General features: G+C 68.4%; 22 protein-coding genes. 8 read left to right on the top strand and 14 right to left on the bottom strand.

Going from position 1 to position 23,268, the window contains the following annotated elements; genetic code table 11:
- Position 1: 1 nt before the first annotated feature.
- The 3 genes from rfbC to aroQ form a co-directional block, all read right to left on the bottom strand.
- On the bottom strand, positions 2-559 hold the full coding sequence (gene rfbC, locus NUW50_RS07255; protein WP_258288435.1) for a dTDP-4-dehydrorhamnose 3,5-epimerase: 558 nt from the start codon (positions 557-559) through the stop codon (positions 2-4).
- Between the two features lie 126 nt (positions 560-685).
- Positions 686-1,462 (bottom strand): HpcH/HpaI aldolase family protein, encoded by a 777-nt coding sequence (locus NUW50_RS07250; protein WP_258288434.1) that lies wholly within the window; start codon positions 1,460-1,462, stop codon positions 686-688.
- Positions 1,462-1,911: a type II 3-dehydroquinate dehydratase gene (gene aroQ / locus NUW50_RS07245; RefSeq protein WP_258288433.1), complete on the bottom strand. Its 450-nt coding sequence runs from the start codon at positions 1,909-1,911 to the stop codon at positions 1,462-1,464. The genes NUW50_RS07250 and aroQ overlap by 1 nt, the downstream gene beginning before the upstream one ends.
- 196 nt (positions 1,912-2,107) lie before the next feature.
- On the opposite strand from aroQ, the gene NUW50_RS07240 reads away from it, so the two are divergent.
- From NUW50_RS07240 to NUW50_RS07230, 3 genes are all read left to right on the top strand, one after another.
- Positions 2,108-3,088: a Bug family tripartite tricarboxylate transporter substrate binding protein gene (locus NUW50_RS07240; protein WP_258288432.1), complete on the top strand. Its 981-nt coding sequence runs from the start codon at positions 2,108-2,110 to the stop codon at positions 3,086-3,088.
- Between the two features lie 100 nt (positions 3,089-3,188).
- A complete protein-coding gene (locus NUW50_RS07235) occupies positions 3,189-3,620 on the top strand; it encodes a tripartite tricarboxylate transporter TctB family protein (RefSeq protein WP_258288431.1) in 432 nt (143 codons plus the stop codon).
- Between the two features lie 3 nt (positions 3,621-3,623).
- Positions 3,624-5,150, top strand: coding sequence for a tripartite tricarboxylate transporter permease (locus tag NUW50_RS07230; protein WP_258288430.1), 1,527 nt, complete (start codon positions 3,624-3,626; stop codon positions 5,148-5,150).
- A gap of 43 nt (positions 5,151-5,193) precedes the next feature.
- Here NUW50_RS07230 and kdsA read toward each other — a convergent pair whose 3' ends face one another.
- Positions 5,194-6,012 carry a 3-deoxy-8-phosphooctulonate synthase gene (gene kdsA, locus NUW50_RS07225; protein WP_258288429.1) on the bottom strand — a complete coding sequence of 273 codons (819 nt, stop codon included), beginning with the start codon at positions 6,010-6,012 and terminating at the stop codon, positions 5,194-5,196.
- Between the two features lie 188 nt (positions 6,013-6,200).
- Here kdsA and NUW50_RS07220 point away from each other — a divergent pair, with 188 nt between their 5' ends.
- Genes NUW50_RS07220 through NUW50_RS07210 form a run of 3 tightly spaced genes read left to right on the top strand, consistent with a single transcriptional unit; the run spans position 6,201 to position 10,559 of the window.
- Positions 6,201-8,297, top strand: a complete 2,097-nt coding sequence (locus tag NUW50_RS07220) for a 3-hydroxyacyl-CoA dehydrogenase NAD-binding domain-containing protein (RefSeq protein ID WP_258288428.1) — start codon at positions 6,201-6,203, stop codon at positions 8,295-8,297.
- A 1-nt stretch (position 8,298) separates the two neighbouring features.
- Complete coding sequence (locus NUW50_RS07215; RefSeq protein WP_258288427.1) at positions 8,299-9,486, top strand: acyl-CoA dehydrogenase family protein; 1,188 nt, start codon at positions 8,299-8,301, stop codon at positions 9,484-9,486.
- A gap of 2 nt (positions 9,487-9,488) precedes the next feature.
- Positions 9,489-10,559 (top strand): acyl-CoA dehydrogenase family protein, encoded by a 1,071-nt coding sequence (locus NUW50_RS07210; RefSeq protein ID WP_258288426.1) that lies wholly within the window; start codon positions 9,489-9,491, stop codon positions 10,557-10,559.
- A 92-nt stretch (positions 10,560-10,651) separates the two neighbouring features.
- Here NUW50_RS07210 and NUW50_RS07205 read toward each other — a convergent pair whose 3' ends face one another.
- The 8 genes from NUW50_RS07205 to NUW50_RS07170 form a co-directional block, all read right to left on the bottom strand.
- Entirely contained in the window at positions 10,652-11,707 is a 1,056-nt protein-coding gene (locus NUW50_RS07205) for an NADP-dependent oxidoreductase (RefSeq protein WP_258288425.1), read from the bottom strand.
- Positions 11,704-12,135, bottom strand: a complete 432-nt coding sequence (locus NUW50_RS07200) for a PaaI family thioesterase (RefSeq protein WP_258288424.1) — start codon at positions 12,133-12,135, stop codon at positions 11,704-11,706. Before NUW50_RS07200 ends, NUW50_RS07205 begins: the two co-directional genes overlap by 4 nt.
- The gene (locus tag NUW50_RS07195; RefSeq protein WP_258288423.1) at positions 12,132-13,172 is read right to left on the bottom strand and encodes a phosphotransferase family protein; all 1,041 of its coding nucleotides are present in this window, start codon (positions 13,170-13,172) and stop codon (positions 12,132-12,134) included. The genes NUW50_RS07200 and NUW50_RS07195 overlap by 4 nt, the downstream gene beginning before the upstream one ends.
- Complete coding sequence (locus NUW50_RS07190) at positions 13,169-13,630, bottom strand: MaoC family dehydratase (protein ID WP_275982005.1); 462 nt, start codon at positions 13,628-13,630, stop codon at positions 13,169-13,171. The genes NUW50_RS07195 and NUW50_RS07190 overlap by 4 nt, the downstream gene beginning before the upstream one ends.
- Before the next feature lie 103 nt (positions 13,631-13,733).
- The gene (locus tag NUW50_RS07185) at positions 13,734-15,368 is read right to left on the bottom strand and encodes a long-chain-fatty-acid--CoA ligase (RefSeq protein WP_258288422.1); all 1,635 of its coding nucleotides are present in this window, start codon (positions 15,366-15,368) and stop codon (positions 13,734-13,736) included.
- 122 nt (positions 15,369-15,490) lie between these two features.
- The gene (locus NUW50_RS07180) at positions 15,491-16,309 is read right to left on the bottom strand and encodes an IclR family transcriptional regulator (RefSeq protein ID WP_258288421.1); all 819 of its coding nucleotides are present in this window, start codon (positions 16,307-16,309) and stop codon (positions 15,491-15,493) included.
- A 20-nt stretch (positions 16,310-16,329) separates the two neighbouring features.
- On the bottom strand, positions 16,330-17,103 hold the full coding sequence (locus NUW50_RS07175) for an SDR family NAD(P)-dependent oxidoreductase (RefSeq protein ID WP_258288420.1): 774 nt from the start codon (positions 17,101-17,103) through the stop codon (positions 16,330-16,332).
- Positions 17,100-18,707, bottom strand: coding sequence for a class I adenylate-forming enzyme family protein (locus tag NUW50_RS07170; RefSeq protein WP_258288419.1), 1,608 nt, complete (start codon positions 18,705-18,707; stop codon positions 17,100-17,102). Before NUW50_RS07170 ends, NUW50_RS07175 begins: the two co-directional genes overlap by 4 nt.
- 130 nt (positions 18,708-18,837) lie before the next feature.
- On the opposite strand from NUW50_RS07170, the gene NUW50_RS07165 reads away from it, so the two are divergent.
- Positions 18,838-20,073, top strand: a complete 1,236-nt coding sequence (locus tag NUW50_RS07165; protein WP_258288418.1) for an acyl-CoA dehydrogenase family protein — start codon at positions 18,838-18,840, stop codon at positions 20,071-20,073.
- 42 nt (positions 20,074-20,115) lie between these two features.
- Here NUW50_RS07165 and NUW50_RS07160 read toward each other — a convergent pair whose 3' ends face one another.
- Together NUW50_RS07160 and NUW50_RS07155 are read right to left on the bottom strand one after the other, a co-directional pair.
- Positions 20,116-20,925, bottom strand: a complete 810-nt coding sequence (locus tag NUW50_RS07160; RefSeq protein WP_258288417.1) for a 3-hydroxybutyrate dehydrogenase — start codon at positions 20,923-20,925, stop codon at positions 20,116-20,118.
- A complete protein-coding gene (locus NUW50_RS07155; protein ID WP_258288416.1) occupies positions 20,922-22,448 on the bottom strand; it encodes an AMP-binding protein in 1,527 nt (508 codons plus the stop codon). The genes NUW50_RS07160 and NUW50_RS07155 overlap by 4 nt, the downstream gene beginning before the upstream one ends.
- 172 nt (positions 22,449-22,620) lie before the next feature.
- On the opposite strand from NUW50_RS07155, the gene NUW50_RS07150 reads away from it, so the two are divergent.
- On the top strand, positions 22,621-23,166 hold the full coding sequence (locus NUW50_RS07150; RefSeq protein ID WP_258288415.1) for a PAS and helix-turn-helix domain-containing protein: 546 nt from the start codon (positions 22,621-22,623) through the stop codon (positions 23,164-23,166).
- Positions 23,167-23,268: the final 102 nt, after the last annotated feature.

The following is a 23,268-nucleotide window of genomic DNA, read 5'->3' as shown; positions in this document are numbered from 1 at the left end:
GTTAGCTCCCGGCCCGGAACGGGCTGTCGAAGGCCGCGAAGGCCGGGGCCTTGAGGTCTTTCTCGGACAGGACCGGCGCGGTGCCGGGATTCGGCCAGTCGATCCCGCAGCTGTTCCAGAGCACCGCCCCGTCACAGTCGGGGGCATAGTAATCGGTGCATTTGTAGATGATCTCGCTGTCCGGCTCGAGCGTCATGAAACCATGCAGGAAGCCTTCCGGGATCATCAACTGCAAGCCGTTGTCAAAGGACAGCTCGACGCCCACCCATTGTCCGTAGCTCGGGCTGCCTTGCCTTATGTCCACGGCCACGTCGAAGATCCGCCCGCGCCCGCAGCGCACCAGCTTGGCCTGGGCATGCGGCGGGGCCTGGAAGTGCAGGCCCCGCACGGTCCCGGTCTGGCGGCTGAGCGAATGGTTGTCCTGCACGAAGTCCAGGTCGAGCCCGGCCTCGACCATCCGACGCCGATTGTAGCTTTCCGAGAAGAACCCGCGGTGGTCGCCGAAACGCTGCGGTTCGAGGATCACCACGCCGTCCAGCGCGGTTCTTGTCAGTTTCATCTGCCTGTCACCCCGGAAGTCCGATTACCGCCCCACGCCGTTGCCTTAACAAAGCAACGCGCCTGCTTGCAAGAAAGGCGGTCCGCTGCTGCCGCGCCGCGATGCCGGAGGGACGGGCGGGGCGGCTCATGCCGGGGCATCGCGCTTCCAGTTCTCTGCCAGACCGCGCGCGGCCGTCAGCAGCAGGGCCATGTCGATCCCGATCGCGGTAAAGCTGGTGCCTGCCGCCACCGCCTCGCGGGCAAAGCCCTGGTCCGGGGTCAACATGCCGGCCGGCTTGCCTGCCGCGACGATGCGCCGGATGCCGTCCAGCACCGCCGCCCTGACCTGCGGCGCGGTCGGCTGGCCGGGCAGGCCCATGCTGGCCGCCAGATCCGCCGGACCGATGAAGATGCCGTCCACGCCATCGACGGCGGCGATCGCCTCGATCTCGGCCAGCGCCTCGACCGTCTCGACCTGGACCAGCAGGCAGACCTCGTCATTGGCGCGGGTCGCATAGTCCTTGTACTGGCCGAAATGTCCGGCGCGGGTCAGCCCCGCCATGCCGCGCATTCCCTGCGGTGCATAGCGGACCGCCTCGACGGCTCGGGTCGCCTCGGCCGCGTTCTGGACATAGGGCACCAGAAGGGTGCGGGCACCGATGTCGAGAAGATGCTTGATCTCGGTCGCGTCGTTCCAGCCGGGCCGGACGACCGCATGGGTCGGCGAGGGATCGACGGATTGCAGCATGGTCAGCACGGTCGGCAGGGTGACCGGGGTGTGTTCGGTGTCGATCAGCATCCAGTCGAAGCCGCAGGTCGCCAGCGCCTCGGTATGAAGCGAATTCGGGATCACGTTCCAGATCCCGATCTGCTGCCGACCGGCCCCGAGCGCCGCCTTGAAGGGATTCGGAGGCAGGTTCATCATCGGTCCCCGGCGCCGAGAAGCGTGGCCAACCGACGCAGCGCGGCCAGATAGCCCTCGGTTCCCAGGCCGGCGATCACCGCCTCGGCCCGGGCCGAGACATAGGAATGATGCCGGAACGCCTCGCGCCGGTGGATGTTCGAGATATGGACCTCGATCACCGGGCCGTCGAAGGTGTTCAGCGCGTCGAGGATCGCCACCGAGGTGTGCGAATAGGCGCCGGGGTTGATCACGATGGCGGCGGCCTTGTGGCGCGCTTCGTGGATGAGATCGACCAGCGCGCCCTCGTGGTTCGACTGGAAGCCCAGCACCTCCAGTCCCAGATCGGCGCCGAGCGTCGCGCAGCTCGCCTCGACATCGGCCAGGGTCTCGGCCCCGTAGATTTCCGGTTGCCGCTGGCCCAGCAGGTTCAGGTTGGGGCCGTTCAGAAGGTAGACTGTCTTGCTCATCGGAAGGTCCTGGGTCGCCATGTGTCGGGGTCAGTCTCGACCATCCGGGCGCCGGGCGCCAGCCCGGTCTGTCGGCCGCGGGGTCCGGGCGGGCAGGGGAGGCGGGCCGGCTCCGGACAAATCCGGGATTGCGCCATGCGTATTTGTCCATCACGCTGGCAATTGCCCAATCAGACATGGGCAATGGGAGGACATCATGATTCTTAGGAACACACTGCGTTCGGCAGCCGTTGCGCTATTCGCCCTTGCCGCGCCCGCCATGGCCTTCGAGCCGGGTGAGCCGCAATGCATCGCCCCGGCCGGTGCCGGCGGCGGCTGGGACTTCACCTGCCGCCAGACCGGCAAGATGCTGCAGGACCTGGGACTGATCGGCAGCACGATGCAGGTGACGAACCTTGCAGGGGCCGGCGGCGGCGTCGCCTTTGCCGAGGTCGTCACCAAGCGCGACACGGAGAACGATCTGATCGTGGCCGCCTCGTCGGCCACCACGACCCGGCTTGCGCAGGGTGCCTATCCGGGCAACTCGATGGACCAGGTCCGCTGGCTGGCCACCATCGGCGCCGACTACGGCGTCATCGGCGTCGCGGGCGACAGCAAGATCAACACGCTGGGCGAGCTGCTGGACATGGTCAAGGCCGATCCGCGCTCGGTTGCCTTCGCAGGCGGCTCGGCGGTCGGCGGCTGGGACCACCTCAAGGTGCTGATGGCGGCCCGCGCTGTGGGCATCGACGATGTGCGGACCATCAAGTACATCGCCTTCGACGGCGGCGGCGAGGCGATGACCCAGCTTCTGGCAGGTTCGGTGCAGGCCTTTACCGGCGATGTCTCCGAGGCGCAGGGTTTCGTGAAATCCGGCGATCTGAAGGTGTTGGCGGTGCTGGCGCCCGAACGGCTGACCGGTGACGCCGCCGCCTTTCCGACCGCCAAGGAGCAGGGCGTGGACGTGATCGGCGCCAACTGGCGCGGCTTTTACGCGCCCGGCAAGATGTCGGACGAGGCCTATGACTTCTGGGTCGGGGCGCTGGTCAAGCTCTACGACAGCCCCGAGTGGAAGGATGTCATGGCGGCCAACGGCCTGGCCGACCTGAAGCTGAGCGGGCCCGAGTTCGAGGCCTTCGTGAAGCAGAATGTCGAGGACATCCAGGCGCTCTCGAAAGAGATCGGCATCCTGCAATAGGCGGGCGGGGCCGGGCCTTCGGGTCCGGCCCGGTTCCGACATCCGGCCCGGCCGGCCCTGCGACAGACCGGGCGGCGGGCCAGCGATTCAGGGGGATGACATGAGTGATCGAATTCTGGGCGGCCTGGCGCTGGTCTTTGCCGCCTTCTACATCTGGCAGGCCACCCTGATCCGCGAGAGTTTCATGTCCGACGTGGTCGGGCCCAAGACCTTTCCGCTGATCCTCGGGGTCGCCATGGGGGTCTGCGCACTGGTGATCCTGCTGCGCCCGGACAGTGACCCGGTCTGGCCCAAAGGGATGCAGCTTCTGGAAGTGCTGATGGCGGTGGCGGTGATGTTCGCCTATGCGCAGCTGCTGCCCGACCTCGGCTTTCTGATCGCCACGGCGCTGGCTTCGACCTACCTGACCTGGCGGCTCGGCACCGGGCCGGTGATGGCGGTCATCGCGGGCATTGCCACCTCGGGCGGCATCTACATTGTCTTTCGTCTGATCCTCGGCCTGTCACTGGCCAAGGGTCCGTTGGGGTTCTAGGCGATGGAAACGCTCAATGCACTCGCCGAAGGGTTTGCCGTCGCCCTGACCCTGCAGAACATCTTCCTGGCGCTGATCGGCTGTGCGCTCGGCTCGATGATGGGCGCCCTGCCCGGCCTGGGCCCGGCCAACGGCGTCGCGGTGCTGATCCCGCTGGCCTTTTCGCTGGGGCTGGAGCCGACACCGGCGCTGATCCTGCTGACCTCGGTCTATTACGGTTGCATGTATGGCGGCCGGATATCGTCGATCCTGCTGAACATTCCCGGCGACGAACCGGCGATGATGACCTGTCTCGACGGCTATCCGATGGCGATGAAGGGGCAGGCCGGGCTGGCGCTGTCGCTCTCGGGCGTGGCCTCCTTCGTCGGCGCGGTCTTTGCCACCATCGGCCTGGCCATTCTGGCGCCGCAGCTGGTCAAGATCGCGCTGCTGTTCCGCCCGGCCGAGTATTTCGCGCTCTATGTGCTGGCCTTCGCCACGCTGGGCGGCATCTCCTCGACCAATCAGGCGAAATCGGCCTTTGCCTCGCTGCTGGGGCTGATGCTGGCGATGATCGGCTACGATTCCCAGACCGGCACCCCGCGGATGACGCTGGGCCTGCTGCATCTGAACGACGGGATCGATTTCCTGGTGGTCATTGTCGGCCTGTTCGCGGTCTCGGAAGTGCTGATCTTCCTCGAGAACCGGCATGGCGGAGTCGACCACAAGCCGCCCGCGATCGGCCGGGTCACGCCGCCGCTGAAGATGCTGCGCTTCACCGCGCCGGCCATGGGACGCGGCACGGTGCTGGGGTTCCTGGCGGGGATCCTGCCCGGGGCGGGCGCCTCGCTGGGGTCGTTCATCGCCTATAGCCTTGAAAAGAAGGTCTCGGACAAGGACCGCACCTTCGGCAAGGGCGATCCGCGCGGGGTGGCGGCGCCCGAGGCCGGGAACAATGCCGCTGCGGGCGGGGCGCTGGTGCCGATGCTGGCCCTGGGCGTGCCGGGCTCGGGCACCACGGCGGTGCTGCTGGCGGTGCTGCTGTCGATGAACATCACCCCGGGGCCGCTGCTGTTCACCGACCGGCCCGATGTGGTCTGGGGCCTGATCGCGGCGCTGCTGCTGGCCAATGTGATGCTGCTGGTGATGAACATCCCGATGGTCAGCCTGTTTGCCCGGGTCCTGCTGGTGCCGCCCCGGTTCCTGATGCCGGTGGTGGCGATGATCTCGTTCGTCGGGGTCTATGGCGTCACCGGATCGAGTTTCGACCTGACCGTCATGGTGATCTTCGGGGTGCTGGGCTGGGTGCTGCGCAAGCTGGACATTCCGCTGGTGCCGGTGGTGCTGGGCGTGCTGCTGGGCAATGCGATGGAGGTCAACCTGCGCCGCGCGATGGAGATCGCCGATGGCGACTGGACGGTGCTGTTCGGCTCTGCGCTGGCCATAGGTCTCTGGGCGGTGGCCCTGGTCGGCTTCGTGCTGCCGATCTTCTTCGGTGCGCGGGTGAAGCGGAAGATGCGGATGGAGGACGAGAGCTCGGTCAAGGACTGAGGGTCCGGCGCGGGGGCGGCGGCCGGCCCGGGCGGTTGCCCGGTTAGCCCTTCTGCAGCCGGTCGATCGCGCGAAGGTGCTGCAGCAACGGCTGCAAATCCTCGATCCGCAGCATGTTCGGCCCGTCCGAGGGGGCGTTGTCGGGGTCGTCATGCACCTCGATGAACAGCCCGGCGCAGCCCACCGCGATGGCGGCCCGTGCCAGGGGCGGCACCATCCGCCGGTCGCCGCCGGTCGATCCGCCCAGTCCCCCCGGCTGCTGCACCGAATGGGTGGCGTCGAAGATCACCGGATAGCCGGTCTCGGCCATGATCGGCAGCGCCCGGAAATCGGAGACCAGCGCGTTGTAGCCGAAGGAGGCGCCGCGTTCGCAAAGCATGATCTGCTCATTGCCGGTCGAGGCCACCTTCTCGGCGACATTTCTCATGTCCCAGGGGGCCAGGAACTGGCCCTTCTTGATGTTCACCGGCTTGCCGGTCTCGCCCGCCGCCAGAAGCAGATCGGTCTGGCGGCAGAGGAAGGCGGGGATCTGCAGCACGTCAACGACCGCCGCCGCCATGGCGCAATGGCCCGGCTCATGCACGTCGGTCAGCACCGGGCATCCGAATTCGTCGCGAATCCGGCCCAGGATCTCCAGCCCGGCCTCGGCGCCCAGCCCGCGCTTGCCCTTCAACGAGGATCGGTTGGCCTTGTCGTAGCTGGCCTTGAAGACGAAGGGCGTCTCGGTGGCGGCGCAGGCGGCGGCGATGCGCTCGGCCAGCATCCGCGCGTGGTCGAGGCTCTCCAGCTGGCAGGGGCCGGCGATCAGGGCGAAGGGCAGGGCGTTGCCGAAGCTGGCGTTGCCGATCCGGACCGTCTTCATCTGTCTGGCCTTCCCCGATGGTTGCGGCGCAGACATAGGCCAGCCCCGGTCCCGTCGCAACGTTCGCCGCTGCTATTTCGCAATGCGGAATATCATTCCGCGAGATTGACGGCTCCGCCCCGGCTGACTAGGCTTGCGCCGGTCGGTGGTGGAGTTCCGACGGATCAGCGGCAGGAAAGAGAACGGCTATGGGAAGCGAAACCGGGGCAGACCGCGCGGTGCGCGTGGAGAGGGTCGGCCGTGTGGCCCTGCTGGAGATCGACAACCCTCCGGTGAACGCCCTGGGGTCTTCCGTGCGGGCCGAGATTCAGGCGGCGCTTCGTGCCCTCCAGGCCGAGGAGAGCGCCGGAGTCATCGCCATCCATTCTGCCGGGCGGACCTTTTCGGCCGGAGCCGATATCCGGGAATTCGGCAAGCCGCCGCGCGCCCCGGCGATGCCGGACCTCTATGACGAGATCGAGGCCTCGGCGATTCCGGTCATCGCGGTGATGCAGGGGATGGCTCTGGGCGGCGGGCTGGAACTGGCGCTGGCCTGCCATGCGCGGATCGGGATCGAGGGGCTGAAGGTCGGCCAGCCGGAGGTGCTGATCGGCCTGTTGCCGGGCGCCGGCGGAACCCAGCGGCTGCCCCGGTTGACCGGAGTCCCGGCGGCGCTGGACATCTGCCTGTCGGGCCGCAAGGTCCCGGCGGAAGAGGCGCTGAAGCTGGGCATCCTGGACCGGCTGGAAGCGGGCGAAACCCGCGCCGTCGCCCTGGACGCCGCCGAGGCGGTGTTGTCGGGCCGGCTGGCGACACGGCGGACTTCGGAGATCGACTTGGTTGCCGACCCGGCGGCGCTGGAGGCGGCGCGGGACAGGCTGCGCCGGACCCAGCCGCATCTTGTTTCGCCCCTGGCCTGCGTCGATGCCATCGAAGCCGCCGCGCTGCCCCTGGCCGAAGGGCTGAAGGTCGAACGGCAGAGGTTCCTCGACTGCATGGACACGCCGCAGCGGGCAGGGCTGATCCACGCCTTCTTCGTCGAACGCGCCGTGGCCAACGTGCCCGAGAAATCCGCGACCCCGCGTCCGCTGTCGGCGCTTGGCGTGATCGGCGGCGGCACCATGGGCTCGGGCATCGCCACCGCGGCGCTTCTGGCCGGGCTGTCGGTGACGCTGGACGAGGTTTCCGACGAGGCGCTGGCGCGGGGCGTTTCCACGATCACCAGGAACCTCGACGGTGCGGTGAAGCGGGGCAAGCTGGCCGCCGATGCCCGCGACTCCACACTGGCGCGGCTGACCGCCAGCACCGAGATGGCGGACCTCGGCGAGGCCGATCTGATCATCGAGGCGGTGTTCGAGAACATGGAGGTGAAGAAGGACATCTTCACCAGGCTGGACAAGATCGCGAAACCGGGGGCGGTGCTGGCCTCGAACACCTCCTATCTGAACATCAACGAGATCGCCGCCGCGACCAGCCGGCCCGGGGATGTGCTGGGTCTGCATTTCTTCTCGCCCGCGCATGTGATGCGGCTGCTGGAAATCGTGGTCGCCGACAGGGCCGCGCCCGAGGTGGTGGCGACCGGCTTTGCACTGGCCAGGCGGCTGGGCAAGGTGGGCGTCCGGGCCGGGGTCTGCGACGGGTTCATCGGCAACCGTATCCTGTCGCATTACCTGAAGGAGGCCACCTATCTGCTGATGGACGGCGCCAGCCCGGCGCAGATCGACCGGGCGCTGGAGGACTTCGGTTTTGCCATGGGGCCGTTCCGGGTTTCGGACCTTGCCGGGCTCGACATCGGCTGGGCCGAGCGCAAGCGCAAGGCGCCGATGCGCCCGCCCGAGGAACGCTATGTGCCGATTGCCGACGTGCTCTGCGAGCATGGCTGGTTCGGGCGAAAGACGGGGCAGGGCTACTACGACTATTCGCAGGACCCGGCGCCGCCCTATCCGCCGGCGATGGAGGTGATCGAGGCGGAACGGGCCAAGGCCGGGATCGTGCCGCGGAGCTTCCCGGACGAAGAGATCGTCGAGCGCTACATGACCGCGATGATCTCGGAAGCCGCGCGGGTGGTCGAGGACGGCATCGCGCTTCGGCCCGCCGATGTCGATGCGGTCTTCCTGTTCGGCTATGGTTTCCCGCGCTTTCGCGGCGGCCCGCTGCACTATGCCGACACGCTGGGCGCCGCCGAGATCGTCTCGCGGATCGAGCGCTATGCCGCCGAGGACCCGCATTACTGGCAGGTGCCGGCATTGCTGCGCCGGATGGCCGAGGATGGCGGCAGCTTCGACGATCTGAACAGGGCGGGCTGAGATGGACCTGAGCTACTCCCCCGCCGAACTGGCCTTCCGCGACGAGGTGCGCGGGTTTCTGGCCGCCAACCTCCCGGCCCGGATCAGCGATGCGGTGCGGGCGGGCGGAGAGCTGGACCGTCAGACGATGCAGGACTGGCACGCGATCCTGGCGGCGCGGGGCTGGCTGGCGGCATCCTGGCCGAAAGAGCACGGCGGGCCGGGCTGGAGCCCGGTCGAGCGGCATATCTTCGAAGAGGAATGCTGCCGGGCCTATGCGCCGCGGGTCGTGCCCTTCGGCGTCTCGATGCTGGGGCCGGTGCTGATCCGCTTCGGCAGCGAGCGGCAGAAGGCCGCCTATCTACCCCGCATCCTGTCGGGCGAGGACTGGTGGTGTCAGGGCTATTCCGAGCCCGGCGCCGGATCGGACCTGGCCAGCCTGCGCACCCGTGCGGTGCGGGAGGGCGACCACTATGTCGTCAACGGTCAGAAGACCTGGACGACGCTCGGCCAGCACGCCAACCGGATCTTCTGCCTGGTCCGCACCGACCCGGAGGCAAAACCGCAGGCCGGCATCAGCTTCCTCCTGGTCGATCTGGACACGCCCGGCATCGAGATGCGGCCGATCCGGCTGATCGAGGGCGGGTACGAGGTGAACGAGGTCTTCTTCACCGATGTGCGGGTGCCGGTCGGGAACCTGGTGGGCGAGGAAAACACGGGGTGGACCATCGCCAAGTTCCTGCTGACCCATGAGCGCACCAATATCGCCGGGGTCGGCTTCTCGATGCAGGCGCTGGAAGAGGTCAAGGCACTGGCCCGCAAGATACGGCGCGGCGGGCGGCCGCTGATCGAGGATCCCTTGTTCGCGGCACGGCTGGCGCGGGTCGAGATCGACCTGGAGGCGATGAAGATCACCAATCTCAGGATGCTCTACCGGGCGCAGAAGAACGGGCAGCCGGGGCCGGAAACCTCGATCCTCAAGATCAAGGGCACGGTCATCATGCAGGAATTGCGCGATCTGGCGCGCCGCGCCCTGGGGCCGATGGCGGCGCCCTTTCCGGGGCCGGCGACCGAAGGCAACCTGACCTTCGGCCCGCCCGACAGCGCCCATAACGCGGCGCGCTATTTCAATGGCCGGAAGACTTCGATCTACGGCGGATCGAACGAAATCCAGCGCAACATCCTGACCAAGACGATGCTGGAGCTGTAGCGATGGATTTCGACCTGACCGACGACCGGCAGATGTTGTCCGAAACCCTGCGCCGCTACCTGGCCGAGTCCTATCCGGTCCCGCATCGCAACGCGGTGGCCTATGAGGCGCCGTTCCATGACCCCGCGCAATGGCAGGCGCTGGCCGACCTGGGGGTGATTGGCGCCCTGGTGCCGGAAGCGGCGGGCGGCTTCGGCGGTGCCGGCTTCGACATCTCGGTGGTGTTCGAGGAACTGGGCCGCGGTCTGTGCCCGGAACCGTTTCTGGGCGCCCTGCTGGCGGCGCGGCTGATGCTTGCGGCGGGCGAGGATGTCTCGGAACTGATGGCCGGCACCACACACTATGCCCTGGCAAGTGCCGAGATCGACGCGCCCTATGCGGCCGACCTGATCGCCACCGAGGCGCGCGCCGAGGGCGGCGGCTGGCGTCTGACCGGGCGCAAGAGCGCCGTCTATGGCGGCCAGGTGGCCGCGCGGTTCCTGGTGACGGCCAAGGCAGAGGGCCGGCTGGCGCTGTTCGAGGTTCCGGCGGCCGCGGCCACCGTGGCGGGCTATGGCATGATCGACGGCGGCGGCGCCACAGAGCTGGTTCTGGACCGAACGCCGGGCCGGCTGATGCTGGAGGACGCTTCGGAAGCGCTGGCGGCGGCCGAGCAGGCCGGAATCGTGGCGCTCTGCGCCGAGGCGGTCGGGCTGATGGACGTCAGCCATGCGATGCTGCTCGACTACCTGCGGACCCGGACCCAGTTCGGCCGTCCGATCGGGCAGTTCCAGGCCCTGCAGCACCGCGCGGTGGACATGCTGACCGAGATCGAGCAGGCCCGTTCGATCACCATCGCGGCGGCGGCGGCGCTGGACGGGCCGGACGCCGGGCGCATGGCAGCAATGGCGAAGAGCCTGATCGGACGGGTGGCACGGCAGGTGGCGGAGGAAACCGTGCAGATGCATGGCGGCATCGCCATGACCTGGGAGGCGCCGGTGTCGCATTACGCCAAGCGGCTGGTGATGCTGGACGCGCAGCTGGGCGACACCGACTTGCACCTGGCGCGGGTCATGACGGGATACGCGGCCTGAGCGGCGCACGGGCGGGCGCAGGGTCCGCCGGTGCCCTTGCCGAAAAGGCGGGAGCCTCCGGCGGGAGTATTTGGGACCCAAAGATGGGGCGGTCAGGCGATCTGCACGATCTGCTTGCCCAGGTTGCCGCCCTTCAGCATGGCGATGAAGGCGGCGGGGGCGTTTTCCAGGCCTTTGGCGATGTCCTCTCGATAGCGGACCTGCCCGGACCCGACCAGCGGCGCCACTTCGGCGAGGAAATCGGGCAGACGGTTCCAATGGTCCGAGATGATGAAGCCGGAGACCTTGAGGCGGTTGACCAGGATCGTCCGCCAGGCACGCGGCAGCATGTCGGGGCCCGTGCCGCCGTCCCGGCCCATGCCGCCGAGATCATACCAGGCGATGGTGCCGCAGAGCGGGATCCGACCCTGCGGGTTCATCAGCCCGAGCACCGCCTGCAGCACCGCGCCGCCGACATTCTCGAAATAGATGTCGATCCCGTCGGGGCAGGCCTCTTCCAGTTCGGCACCGATGGACCGGGCGTCCCTGGCCCGGCCGCCGGCATCCTTGTGGTCGATACAGGCGTCGAAGCCGAACTCCTCCACCGCCAGGCGGCATTTCCGGGCGCCGCCGGCGATTCCGACCACCCGCAATCCGCGCAGTTTCGCCAGTTGCCCGACCATCGAGCCGACCGGTCCGGTGGCCGCCGCCACGACCAGGGTCTCGCCGGTCCGCGGGCGGCCGAGTTCCGTCAGCCCATACCAGCCGGTGAAGCCCGGCATGCCCAGGACGCCCAGGGCGGTGGTCACCGGCGCCTGACCGGGATCGAGCCGCCGCAGCGCATGGCCCGGCAGCACCGCATGGCTCGCCCAGCCCAGCGGGCCGAAGACCCAGTCGCCCTCGGCCAGGTCCGGCGCCTGCGAGGCCAGGACCTGCCCGACTGCGCCGCCCTCCATCGTCTGGCCCAGTTCGACGGCCGCGGCATAGGATTTGCCGGCGTCCATCCGGCCCCGCATATAGGGATCGAGCGACAGATGGCTGACCCCGACCAGCACCTCGCCCGGGCCCGGCTGCGGAATCGGCAGGGTCTCGAGCCGGAAATCCTCGGGCACCGGGGCGCCCTGCGGCCGCCGGGCCAGCACGATCCGTTGCATGGTGTCGTTGGTCATTCCTTCGCCTTTCGGGTTGAGCTTCGGTAACGGAAGACGCCGGTGCCGCTGGCGACCGGGGCGCCGGCATCATCGGTCACCATGCCCTCGGCAAAGAAGGTCCGGGCGCCGCCACCGGTCCGGCGGGCCTCGGCGATCAGCCTCTCGCCCTTGGCCTGGCCGAGGAAATTGACGGTCAGCGACAGGGTCATCGCCAGCTGCGGCCGGTCCGGGTCTCCGGTATAGCAGCCGGCAAAGCCCATGGCCGTGTCCAGCAGCGTGGCATGGATGCCGCCATGCGGGATGCCGTAGCGGTTCATCAGGAAGGGCTGCAGCGGCAGTTCGAAGCGGCAGAAATCCGGGCGCCAGTCCAGCATCCGGAAGCCCAGATGGCGTTGCAGCGGATAGATTTCCTCGCCCAGAATCGGGTCGCGCGGTGTCTCGGTCATGTCATGTCCCTGGTTGCCGCCAGCCCCTGTTCGGCAAAGCGGGGCACCGTGGCGCCCATCGCCAGCCCGCGTTCGGGGTTCGAGGCGTTGCCGTCGAGGGCCCGCTTGTAGACGCCCTGAAGGATGGCGCCCATCCGGAAATTGCAGAACGCCAGATAGAAGCCGAGATCGGGGATCGCCGCCAGGCCGCGCCGGGCGCAATAGGCCGCGACGAATTCGGCATCGCTCATCAGGCCCAGGGCTTCGCGGTCGAGCCCGTCCAGCCCGCGCCCGTCCGGACCCGGAGGCATGTGCCATTGCATCAGCACCGCGGCGAGATCGGCATAGGGATGGCCGATGGTGGACAGTTCCCAATCCAGAACCGCCAGGCAGCGCGGGCCGTCATCGGCGAACAGCAGGTTGTCGATCCGGTAGTCGCCATGAACCAGGGTGCGTTGCCCGTCATCGGGCGGAATCGAGACGTCGAGCCAGCCGATCAGCGCCTCCATCTCGGCGATCCGGGTGGTTTCCGAGGCGCGGTACTGCTTGGTCCACCGGTCGATCTGGCGGCGATAGTAATTGCCCCCGGGGCCATAGTCCGACAGCCCGACCGCGGCGATATCGACGGAATGGATCGCCGCCAGCACCCGGCTCATCTCCTCCTGCACCGCGCGGCGGTCGGCGCGGGCCAGTTCCGGCAGTGCCGGGTCGTCGAAGTTGCGGCCGCGGACGTCCTCCATGACATAGAAGGCCGAGCCGATCACGCCGTCATCCTCGCAGAGCAGATACATCCGCGGCACCGGAACCTGCGACCCGGCCAGCGCCTTCTGGACGCGGAATTCGCGATCGACCGCGTGGGCGGATTTCAGCAGCGTGCCGGGCGGCTTGCGGCGCAGTACGTAGCTGGTCTCGGGGGTCGTCAGGCGGAAGGTCGGGTTCGACTGGCCGCGGGGGAACTTCTCGGCCGTGACCGGGCCGCGGAAGCCCGGCAGATGCGCGCTCAGCCAGTCGGTGACGGCCCCGGTGTCCAGCTGGCCCGGGTCATGGGCTTCGGTCATGCCGCGTCCCCGAAGTAGCGCCGGCCGAGCCAGTCGGCGACCAGCGCTGGCTTGCCCTGGCCCTCGATCCTGACCGTGACCGCCATGGTGGTCTGCACTTCCTGCGGGCCGAGTTCGGCAAAGGCCTTGAGGGTGAAATGGCCGCGCAGCCGGGCGCCGACCCGGACCGGAGAGACGAAACGCACCCGGTCGAAGCCGTAGTTTACCCCCATGGTCACGCCTTCCATCACCGGCACCCCGTCGTTGATCATCGCCGGCAGCAGCGAGAGCGTCAGGAAACCATGCGCGATGGTGCCGCCGAAGGGGCTGTGCGCGGCGCGGGACGGGTCGGTGTGGATCCACTGGTGATCCTCGGTCACCTCGGCGAAGGCGTCGATCCGGCTCTGCGTCACGTCGAACCAGCGCGAGACCCCGACCTCCTGCCCGACGCGGGCAGCCATTTCGGCGCGGGTGACCATCGGTATTCCTCCTGAAGCGAATCCCTGGCGGCGGAACGCCCCGGTGATAGCGCCGGCGGCGCGTCTCCGCACCCCCTGCCGTCGCGGCCGGGCCGCACCCGGTTCAGCGCAGGTCCGGCAGGGTGTAGTCCTCGAACATCTTGCGCAGCGTGAGCTTCGAGACCTTGCCGGTCGCGGTCAGGGGCAGGCTTTCAACCAGGACCATGTCGTCGGGCAATTGCCATTTCGCGAAATGCCCCTCCATCAGCTTGTGAACCTCGGCCAGGTCCGGCGTCGCGCCCTCTTCAGGGACCGCGACAAGCAGTGGCCGTTCGTCCCATTTCGGATGCGGCACCGCGATCACCGCGCAGGCGGCGATCCCCGGTGCGGCCATCGCGGCATTCTCGAGGTCGATCGAGGAAATCCACTCGCCGCCCGACTTGATCAGGTCCTTCGAGCGGTCCTGAATGGTCAGGAACCCGTCCGGGTCGATCGTGGCGATGTCGCCGGTGCCGAACCACCCCTCGCGGTCCAGCGCCTTGGCGCTTGCCGCCGGATCATTGAAATAGCCCGTGGCCACGGCATTGCCGCGCACATAGAGCTCCCCCGCCGCCTTGCCGTCATGCGGCAGCCGCCTGCCCTCGTCGTCGACGATCTTTAGATCGACGCCGTAGAGCCGCCGGCCCTGCCGGACCTTGAGGTCGATCTTCTTGTCGCGCGGCAGGTCGCGGGCCCAGATCGGCAGGTTGCCATGGGTCCCGACCGGGCTCATCTCGGTCATGCCCCATGCGTGGCAGACCGTCACGCCCATATCCTCGAACGCCTCGATCATGCTGCGCGCCGGCGCCGAGCCGCCGACGATCATCTCCTGGAAGCCTTCCGGCAACCGGCCGCGCGCCTTGATCGTCGCCAGCAGCCCGAGCCAGACCGTCGGCACGCCCCAGGCCGAGACGACCTTTTCCCGCTCCAGCAGGTCGAACAGGCTGTCGCCGTCCAGACGGCCGCCGGGAAACACGATATCGACCCCGAACATCGGCGCCGAATAGGGGATGCCCCAGGCGTTGACGTGGAACAGCGGCACCACCGGCAGGACGCGGCTGCCCTCGTGGAAGGTGCCGGGATGCAGCATGCCGGTGGTGAGCGCGTGCAGCACCGTCGAGCGGTGGCTGTAGAGCGTGCCCTTGGGATTGCCCGTGGTGCCCGAGGTATAACAGAGCCCGGCGGCGGTGTTCTCGTCCATCTCCGGCCAGTCGTAGCTTTCCGGCTGACCGTCGAGCAGCTCTTCATAGCACAGCACGCCGGGCAGCCCGGTGTCGGGCATATGGGCCCGGTCGGTCATCACCACGAAGCGCAGATCGCGTGGCAGCTTGTCGGCAATCGCGGCGATCAGCGGCACGAATGTCGTATCGACGAACAGCAACCGGTCGGCGGCATGGTTGACGATATAGACCAGCTGTTCGGGCGACAGGCGCGGGTTGATCGTGTGGCAGACCGCGCCGCTGCCCGAGATCGCGTAGTAGAGTTCGAAATGCCGGTAGCCGTTCCAGGCCAGCGTCGCCACCCGGTCGCCGGGCTGGATGTCCAGACCGGCCAGCGCATGGGCCAGCTGCGAAACCCGCGCCAGGGTCTGCGGATAGGTCTGCTCGTGTATGTCACCTTCGGTCCGGGCCGAGACGATCCGCCCTTTCGGATAGGCTTCGGCGGCATAGGTCAGAATATCCGCTATCATCAGCGGACGGTGCATCATCATCCCAAGCACGGTTTCCTCCCAGTCATCTTGTTGAGGAAACTCTGACGGCATCGCCCGGTGAAGGCAAACGGGAAAGCTGCGCGATTCCGTGAAGACCAAGACGTTGGACCGATCGGTCCAGCCCCGTGAGGTCAGAGGCGGCTGACGGCGCGGACCAGTTCCAGTAGGCGCGGGCCGAATTCGTCCTGCAGCCGTTCGGGGGGCAGAAGATAGGCCGGGCCGCCGAGGTTGAAGGCCATCGGCGGATTGCCGACCTGCGGCGAGAGATAGGGCACCGAGACCGCATTCACGTCGGGCTTCCACTGGCCGATGTTGGCATAGAAACCGCGGCTTGCGATCTGTTGCCGGGCGTCCTCGATCCCGTCCAGAATTCGCGGCAGGTCCTCGGGCGGGGTCCGCTCGCGCAGCTGCGCCAGGATCTGTTCCCGCTCCCCCGGCGCGGCGGCGGCGATATAGGCGCGGCCCATGGCCGAGCGGGTCAGCGAAATCCGCGACCCGACGTTGAGCTGCAAGGAGATCACCCCGGCCGCCCGGGCGCAGGCGACATAGGTCATCGACATGCCGTCACGCCCGCCAAGCGCGACCATGATGCCATCGCCGCAGGCATCCGCCAGCTGCTGCATCCGCGGCAGGGCGATGTCGCGCAGCCAGGAACCGCCCAGGCTGGCCAGGCCCAGCGACAGCACCGGCACGCCGACCCGATAGCGCCCGGTGGTGTCGTCGTAGACCAGGTAGCCCAGCTTCAGCAGCGTGTAGGTCAGCCGCGAGATGGTCGAGTTCGGGAGCCCGGTGCGCTCTGCGATCTCGCGGTTGCCCAGGCCCTGGTTGTCGTCGGGCCGGAAGGCGCGCAGGACTTCCAGTCCGCGGTGCAGGGCGGTGACGAACTGGCGGTCGCCGCCGGCGTCGTCCTCGTCGTCGGCGAGAGGGGCGGCAGGGGATCTCTTGCGCATGTCGGCTCCTCGATGGTGGCCTAGATCTTCATCCCCGGCAGGTTGAGCGAGGCGGTATTGCCGCCATCGACCGGCAACGCCTGCCCGGTGATGTAGCTGGCGTCGTCCGATGCCAGAAAGGCGATTGCGGCGGCGATCTCCTCGGGGCGGCCATAGCGGCGCAACTCGCAGCGATAGCCCAGCCGGTCCTCCTTGCCGATGGCGCGGGCATGGTCGAAGACCTCCTGGGTCATCCCGGTCTCGACCAGCCCGGGACAGACGGCGTTGACCCGCACGCCGTAGCCGCCCAGATCGCAGGCGGCGGTCTGGGTCAGCGAAATCACCCCGGCCTTGGACGCGGAATAGATGTTCCCCCCGGCCCCCGAGCGGATCCCGGCGACCGAGGCGGTGTTGACGATCGCGCCGGCGCGCTGTTCGGCCATGATCCTGCCCGCATGTTTCAGGAAATGCCCTATTCCGATCAGGTTGACCCCCAGCACGCGGGCCCAGTCGTCGCTGTCGATCTCGGTGATCGGGGCGGTGTGGCAGAGCACCCCGGCATTGTTCGAGAGCGCGTCGAGTCGCCCGTATCGCTCGATCACGGCGGCGAGGCAGTCCTGCACCTGCGCCTCGTCCGCGACATCGCAGACCTGCGCCATATGCCGGGCGCCCTCGGGCATCGCGGCGGCCAGCGCCTGGGCATCCAGATCGACTCCGATGACGCGGGCCCCCTCGCGGGCCAGCCGCGCCATGGTGGCCCGTCCGATGCCGCCCGAAGCCCCGGTGACCAGGGCAATCCTGCCGTCGAACCTCACCCGCCCGTCCTTTCCGGTTGCGCCCGGTCTGCTTCCCCGGCCGCTGGCCAATAGGGCGCCCGCAGCTCGCGTTTCAGGACCTTGCCGATGTCGCTGCGCGGCAGGGAGTCGCGGAACTCGACGGCCGAAATCCGCTGCACCTTGCCAAGTCGCGCGTTGGCCCAGTCCCGCAACGCCTCGGCGCTCGCCCGTGCCCCGCCCCGCGGGACCACCAGGGCCAGCGGGGTTTCGCCCCAATCCGCCGAGGGCACCGCGATCACCGCCGCATCGGAAACCTCGGGATGCTGCATCAGCACCGCCTCCAGGTCCGAGGCATAGACGTTGAACCCGCCGGTCAGGATCATGTCCTTCTTGCGGTCCGACAGCCGCACATAGCCATCGGGATCGATCCGGCCGATATCGCCGGTGCGGATGAAGTCCAGCCCCTCGGGGCTGCGCCAGACCACCTCGGCGGTCTTCTCGGGCGCCAGATGATAGCCCGCCATCATCGAGCCGTTCCGCGCCACCACCTCGCCCGGCACGCCGGGCGGCAGTTCGGCGCCCGAATCGTCGATCACCCGGACGTCGCAACCCGGGGCCGGGCGGCCGGCGGTGTCCCACTTCCCGGGGTCCGCATCGCAGTCGAGCACGCAGGAAACGCCACCTTCGGTCATGCCGTAGAAGGCGACCAGATTGCCCGGCCAGCGCGCCTGCACCCGGGCGATCAGATCGGCCGAGAGGGGCGCCGAGGTGGACAGTTTCGCCCGGTAGGAGGTGAGATCGTAGCTATCGAACCCGGGATGCTCCATCAGGCGCCGATACTGCACCGGGACCAGCATCGCATGGCTGACCCGGTGCTGTTGCGACAGTTCCAGGAACCGGGCGCAGTCGAAGCGGGCCATGGTCACGATCGAGCCGCCCGAGACCAGAGTTGGCAGTACCGCGACAAGCGTGGTGTTGGAATAGAGCGGGGTCGAGACCAGCGTGACCGCCTCGGGCCCCATGTCCCAGCGAAGCAGCCGGTCGAACTGGCGGGAGCGGAACAGGTGGTCATGCTCGATCCCCTTCGGCGCCCCTGTGGTGCCGGAGGAATAGATCAGGTCGAAGAGGTCTTCGCCCCCGACCGGCACCGGGTCCAGCGGCTCGGCCCCCGCGGTCCAGCCGTCAAGCTCGGCCAGCGGCACGACCTGCGCCCCCAGGCCCGCGGCGGTCTCGGCAAATGCGGGCGAGGCGAACAGCAGCCGGGCACCGCAGTTGTCGCGCATCTGCCGCAGGGTCGCGGGATTGGCGCTGGTTGGCAGCGGCGCGATGCAGGCGCCGGCGATGAGCGTTCCGCAATAGACCGCCAGGTGCCGGGCCGAGTTCTCGGCCAGGGTGCCGACGAAACCGCCCGGCCCGATGCCCTGTTCGGCCAGCCGTCGCGCCACCCGCGCCGCCAGCCCGGCAAATTCGGCCCAGGTCAGGCTGCCGCTTTCGTCCGTCACCGCGATCTTGTCGGGATGCCGCGCCGCCGCGGCCAGAAACTCGTCCGCGAAGGATCGCACCGTGCCGGGTGCGGCGGGCGGCGGCGTGATCTGTCTTGCGCGGTGCATCGAACCTTGCTCTCCCCGGCGCAGGATTTCCATCGCGCCGAATCCTAGGAGACCGGTCAAATTCCGTAAAGCGAAAATCCCTTCCGCGCGTTGACAGGGCGCACGGGCCGGGTGAAAATCCCGAGACGGACCATCCGGCCCCGTCGGTTCAGGAGGATCAGCAATGGACGACATGTTTGCCCTGACGGACCGGGCCAGGGAACTGCGGGCCGCCCTGCTGCGGTTCATGGAGGATCATGTCTATCCGGCGGAAGAAGTCCACGCCCGCCAGCATGCCGAGGGCGGACGCTGGGAAGTTCCGCCGATCGTCGAGGAGCTGAAGGCCAAGGCCCGCGCGGCGGGGCTGTGGAACCTCTTCCTGCCCTATGAGGACGCCCGAAAATACGGCGGCGCCGCGCTGTCGAACCTCGATTACGCCGCGCTGTGCGAGATCATGGGGCGCTCGCCGATCGGGCCGGAATGCTTCAACTGCTCGCCGCCCGATACCGGCAACATGGAGACGATCTGGCTCTATGGCAGCGAGGAGCAGAAGGAGCGCTGGCTGAAGCCGCTGCTGGACGGCGAGATCCGGTCCTGTTTCGCGATGACCGAACCGGATGTCGCCTCGTCCGACGCCACCAACATCCAGACCCGGATCGAGCGGGACGGCGACCACTATGTCATCAACGGCCGGAAATGGTGGTCTTCCGGCGCCATGGACCCGCGCTGCAAGATCGCCATCGTGATGGGCAAGACCGACCCGACGGCGGAAAGCCACAAGCAGCAATCCATGGTGCTGGTGCCCTTCGACACGCCGGGCGTGAAGGTCGAGCGTCCGCTCACGGTCTTCGGCTACGACGACGCGCCGCATGGCCATGCCGAGGTCAGCTATACCGATGTGCGGGTCCCGGTGTCGAACATCCTGCTGGGCGAGGGTCGGGGCTTCGAGATCGCGCAGGGCCGGCTGGGGCCGGGGCGGATTCACCATTGCATGCGGTCGATCGGGATGGCGGAACGGGCGCTGGAGGCGATGTGCCGGCGCGCCCGGCAGCGCGAAGCCTTCGGCCGGCCGATCTCCGACCACGGCGTCACCCGGCACTGGATCGCCGAAAGCCGGATCGAGATCGATCAGGCACGGCTGCTGACCATGCGGGCGGCGCATATGATGGACACGGTCGGCAACAAGGCGGCCCGCAAGGAGATCGCCATGATCAAGGTCGTGGCGCCGAACATGGCCTGCCGGGTGGTGGACCGCGCCATCCAGGTGCATGGCGGGATGGGGGTCTGTCAGGACAGCTTCCTGGCTGCGGCCTATGCCAATCAGCGCACCCTGCGGCTGGCCGACGGACCGGACGAGGTGCACCGCGAGACCATCGCCAAGCTGGAGCTGCGGCAGTATCGCGATTCGCCGTCGCGCTAGCCGCGGCGCAGGGGCGGGCCCGACCCGCCCCCGGCCATCCTACTATTGCGCGGTCCAGCCGCCATCGACCGGGATCGCGGTGCCGGTGACATTGTGCGATGCCGGGTGGCACAGCCAGGCAGCCAGCCGTCCGATCTCGGACGGGTCAGAGGTGCGCTGACTGGGCTGCTTCTCGGCCAGCAGGCTGGCGATGCCCTTGTCGCGGTCGCCGCCGAATTCGGCCGCCCGCGCCTCGACCTGCGGCTCGATCAGCGTGGTCTCGGTCCAGCCCGGGCAGATGCAGTTGATCGTGACCCCGCCCGAGGTCTTGCTGCCGGCCGTTGCATATTCCAGCGCCGCGACCTTGCTCATCCCGACCAGGCCGTGCTTGGCCGCGACATAGGGCGCCTTGTGAACCGAGCCGACCAGCCCGTGCACCGAGGCGATATTGGCCACCCGGCCAAAGCCGCGCCCGGCCATGTCGGGCAGCGCCCGGCGCATGGTGTGGAAGGCGGCGGAAAGGTTGACGGCGATGATCGCGTCCCAGATCGCCGGCGTCGCGTCCTTCAGCGAGACGGTGGTCTGAATCCCCGCATTGTTGACCAGGATGTCGAGACCGCCCCAGTCGGCAAGCGCGTCCATCATCGCGTCGATGGCGGCCGGGTCCCTCAGATCGGAGTTGAGGAACCGGGTCTCGGGGGCGCCCGCCTCGCGGATCTCGGCCTCGATCGCGGTGCTGTCGTCGGCGTCGATCAGCCCGTGCAGGGCGATCCGGGCGCCTTCGCCGGCCAGGGCGCGGGCGATGGCCAGCCCGATGCCCTGCGTCGAGCCGGTCACCAGCGCCGTGCGCCCGCTGAGATATCCTTCGCTCATCCAACTTCCTCCAGTCTGTTGCGCAATTCGGTCTTGAGCACCTTGCCGTAGTTGTTCTTCGGCAGTTCGTCGCAGAACACATAGGCCTTGGGCCGCTTGAACCGGGCGATCTGGTCCAGGCAGAGGGCGTCGAGTTCCGCCTCGCCGACCGTTCCGCCCGGCACCCGGACCACGAAGGCCACCACCTCTTCTCCCCAATCCGCGTGCCTGCGGCCGACCACGGCGACCTCGCGCAGCTCCGGATGGGTCAGCAGCACCTCTTCCACCTCGCGCGGGTAGATGTTGCTGCCGCCCGAGATGATCATGTCCTTGGACCGGTCGTGCAGGGTCACGTATCCGTCTTCGTCCATGGCGCCGACATCGCCGGTCCAGAGCCAGCCGTCGCGCAGCGTCGCCGCGGTGGCCTGTTCGTTGCGCCAATAGCCGGCCATGACGCCGACCCCCTGCACCAGGATCTCTCCGATCTCGCCCGGCGGCAGGGCATTGCCCTCGCTGTCGGCGATCCTGACCCGCGCCGCCGACTGGGCCCGGCCGACCGAGGCCAGCCGCTCGCGCCAGCGCGGCGAGGTGCGGTCGGCGATGTCCTCGCGGGAGAGCGCGGTGATCGCCATCGGGCATTCCCCCTGGCCGTAGATCTGCACGAAGCGCGGCCCGATCGTCTCGACGGCCGCGATGATGTCGGCCAGATACATCGGCCCGCCACCATAGACGATGGTGCGGATACCTTCCGCCCCCGATCCCCGCGCCCTGCATGTGTCGATCAGCCGCCCGACCATGGTCGGGGCCGCGAACATCGACACATTCCGCAGCCTTGCCGAAAGGTCGAGTATCTCGTCCGGATCGAAGCCGCCCGAGCGTGGCACCACATGCCGGGCGCCGCGGATCACGTGCATGAAGTTGTAGAGCCCCGCCCCATGCGACATCGGCGCCGCGTAAAGCGCCGCGTCCCCGGCCCCGACGTCGTCCACATCGACGAAATAGGACAGGGTCATCGCCATCAGATTGGCGGCGGTCAGCATCACCCCCTTGGGCTTGCCGGTGGTGCCCGATGTATAGAAGAGCCACAGCAGGTCATCGGCCGCCAGAGGCGCCGGTTCGGGGCGCGGCGTGGCGGCCAGAAGCTTTCGGTGCGCCTCTCCGCCAAGCCCGAGCACGGCAACATCGCCGCCGACCCGCCCGGCCAGGTCATCGACGTGATCCGGGCTGGTGAAGCAGAGCCTGGCGCCCGAGTGGTCGAGCATCCAGGCCACCTCCTTCGGGTGCAGCTTGGCATTGATCGGCACCACCGCCGCCCCGGCGGACCAGGCGCCATAGAGCACCGGCAGGTAATCGGTGCAATTGGCGGCGAAGATCGCCACCCGGTCGCCCGGCGCGATGCCGTGGAATCTGGCCAGCCCGGCCGCGATCGCCGATGCGGCGTGGTCGAACCCCGCGTAGTCGGCGACCACCGTTTCGCCTTCCAGCAGCGCCGGGCGTTGCGGATGCCGCCGGCTGGTCCGGCGCAGCCATTCCGCCGGGTTCATGGCCGGCCCCGGCGGCAGGGCGCGGGCGCTTCGGTCCGGCCGCCATGGTTGCGGCCCCGGTTCGGGATACGGGCGTTCATTGTCTCCTCCCTCTGTCGGCCCTAATAATGCGCCCGGGCCGGACCACATCAATCCGTAGAGTCCCGCGATTTTCGGCATGGAGAGGGACAGTTTGGCAGCAAGCGCCGATATAGGGTTCGAATTCGCGCCCACCGGGCTGGCCGTGACCCGGCACCGGACGATCGAATCCTGCAATGCCCGGTTCTGCGAAACCTTCGGCTATGCGCGCCACGAGCTTGAAAACCAGTCGCTGGCAAAGCTCTATCCATCCTCCGAGGAATTCCGGCGCATCGGAGCGATCGGCCTGGAGCGCATGCGCGGCACCGGGCGCTACCATGACGAGCGCATCATGAAACGCCGCAACGGCGAGCATTTCTGGTGCCGGGTGCGGGGCCAGTCGCTGACGCCGGAAGATCCCTTTGCGCATGCGGTCTGGGCCTTTGCCGACATCTCTGCGGTCCGGCCGATGACCCGTCTGACCCGGCGCGAGAGAGAGGTCGCCATGTTGCTGACCCATGGCCATACCAGCCGCGAGATCGGCGGCTTGCTCAACATCTCGCCGCGAACCGTCGAGGCGCATCGCTCGCGCCTGCTCGCGAAACTGGAGGTTCGCAACAGCAGCGAGCTGATCGCCCGGTTGACCGGGCTGCCGGGATAGGGCCGCCGCGCCCGGTGGCGCCGCCCGGCCCGGCACGTTGACATGGCCCTGACGGCTCGCCACTCTCCGCCGCGAAATCTGGCACAGCAGCAACCGGGGAGG

This window comes from Frigidibacter sp. ROC022 (genome assembly GCF_024723735.1).
Taxonomy (GTDB): domain Bacteria; phylum Pseudomonadota; class Alphaproteobacteria; order Rhodobacterales; family Rhodobacteraceae; genus SLM-1.
Note: the sequence above shows the minus strand (reverse complement) of the source record. Positions and strands in the feature narration are given on the sequence as shown.

Coding starts and splice junctions, on each gene's coding strand:
- rfbC (WP_258288435.1), bottom strand. CDS start 559: ATGAAACTGACAAGAACCGCGCTGGACGGCGTGGTGATCCTCGAACCG.
- NUW50_RS07250 (WP_258288434.1), bottom strand. CDS start 1,462: ATGAACCTGCCTCCGAATCCCTTCAAGGCGGCGCTCGGGGCCGGTCGG.
- aroQ (WP_258288433.1), bottom strand. CDS start 1,911: ATGAGCAAGACAGTCTACCTTCTGAACGGCCCCAACCTGAACCTGCTG.
- NUW50_RS07240 (WP_258288432.1), top strand. CDS start 2,108: ATGATTCTTAGGAACACACTGCGTTCGGCAGCCGTTGCGCTATTCGCC.
- NUW50_RS07235 (WP_258288431.1), top strand. CDS start 3,189: ATGAGTGATCGAATTCTGGGCGGCCTGGCGCTGGTCTTTGCCGCCTTC.
- NUW50_RS07230 (WP_258288430.1), top strand. CDS start 3,624: ATGGAAACGCTCAATGCACTCGCCGAAGGGTTTGCCGTCGCCCTGACC.
- kdsA (WP_258288429.1), bottom strand. CDS start 6,012: ATGAAGACGGTCCGGATCGGCAACGCCAGCTTCGGCAACGCCCTGCCC.
- NUW50_RS07220 (WP_258288428.1), top strand. CDS start 6,201: ATGGGAAGCGAAACCGGGGCAGACCGCGCGGTGCGCGTGGAGAGGGTC.
- NUW50_RS07215 (WP_258288427.1), top strand. CDS start 8,299: ATGGACCTGAGCTACTCCCCCGCCGAACTGGCCTTCCGCGACGAGGTG.
- NUW50_RS07210 (WP_258288426.1), top strand. CDS start 9,489: ATGGATTTCGACCTGACCGACGACCGGCAGATGTTGTCCGAAACCCTG.
- NUW50_RS07205 (WP_258288425.1), bottom strand. CDS start 11,707: ATGACCAACGACACCATGCAACGGATCGTGCTGGCCCGGCGGCCGCAG.
- NUW50_RS07200 (WP_258288424.1), bottom strand. CDS start 12,135: ATGACCGAGACACCGCGCGACCCGATTCTGGGCGAGGAAATCTATCCG.
- NUW50_RS07195 (WP_258288423.1), bottom strand. CDS start 13,172: ATGACCGAAGCCCATGACCCGGGCCAGCTGGACACCGGGGCCGTCACC.
- NUW50_RS07190 (WP_275982005.1), bottom strand. CDS start 13,630: ATGGTCACCCGCGCCGAAATGGCTGCCCGCGTCGGGCAGGAGGTCGGG.
- NUW50_RS07180 (WP_258288421.1), bottom strand. CDS start 16,309: ATGCGCAAGAGATCCCCTGCCGCCCCTCTCGCCGACGACGAGGACGAC.
- NUW50_RS07170 (WP_258288419.1), bottom strand. CDS start 18,707: ATGGAAATCCTGCGCCGGGGAGAGCAAGGTTCGATGCACCGCGCAAGA.
- NUW50_RS07165 (WP_258288418.1), top strand. CDS start 18,838: ATGGACGACATGTTTGCCCTGACGGACCGGGCCAGGGAACTGCGGGCC.
- NUW50_RS07160 (WP_258288417.1), bottom strand. CDS start 20,925: ATGAGCGAAGGATATCTCAGCGGGCGCACGGCGCTGGTGACCGGCTCG.
- NUW50_RS07155 (WP_258288416.1), bottom strand. CDS start 22,448: ATGAACCCGGCGGAATGGCTGCGCCGGACCAGCCGGCGGCATCCGCAA.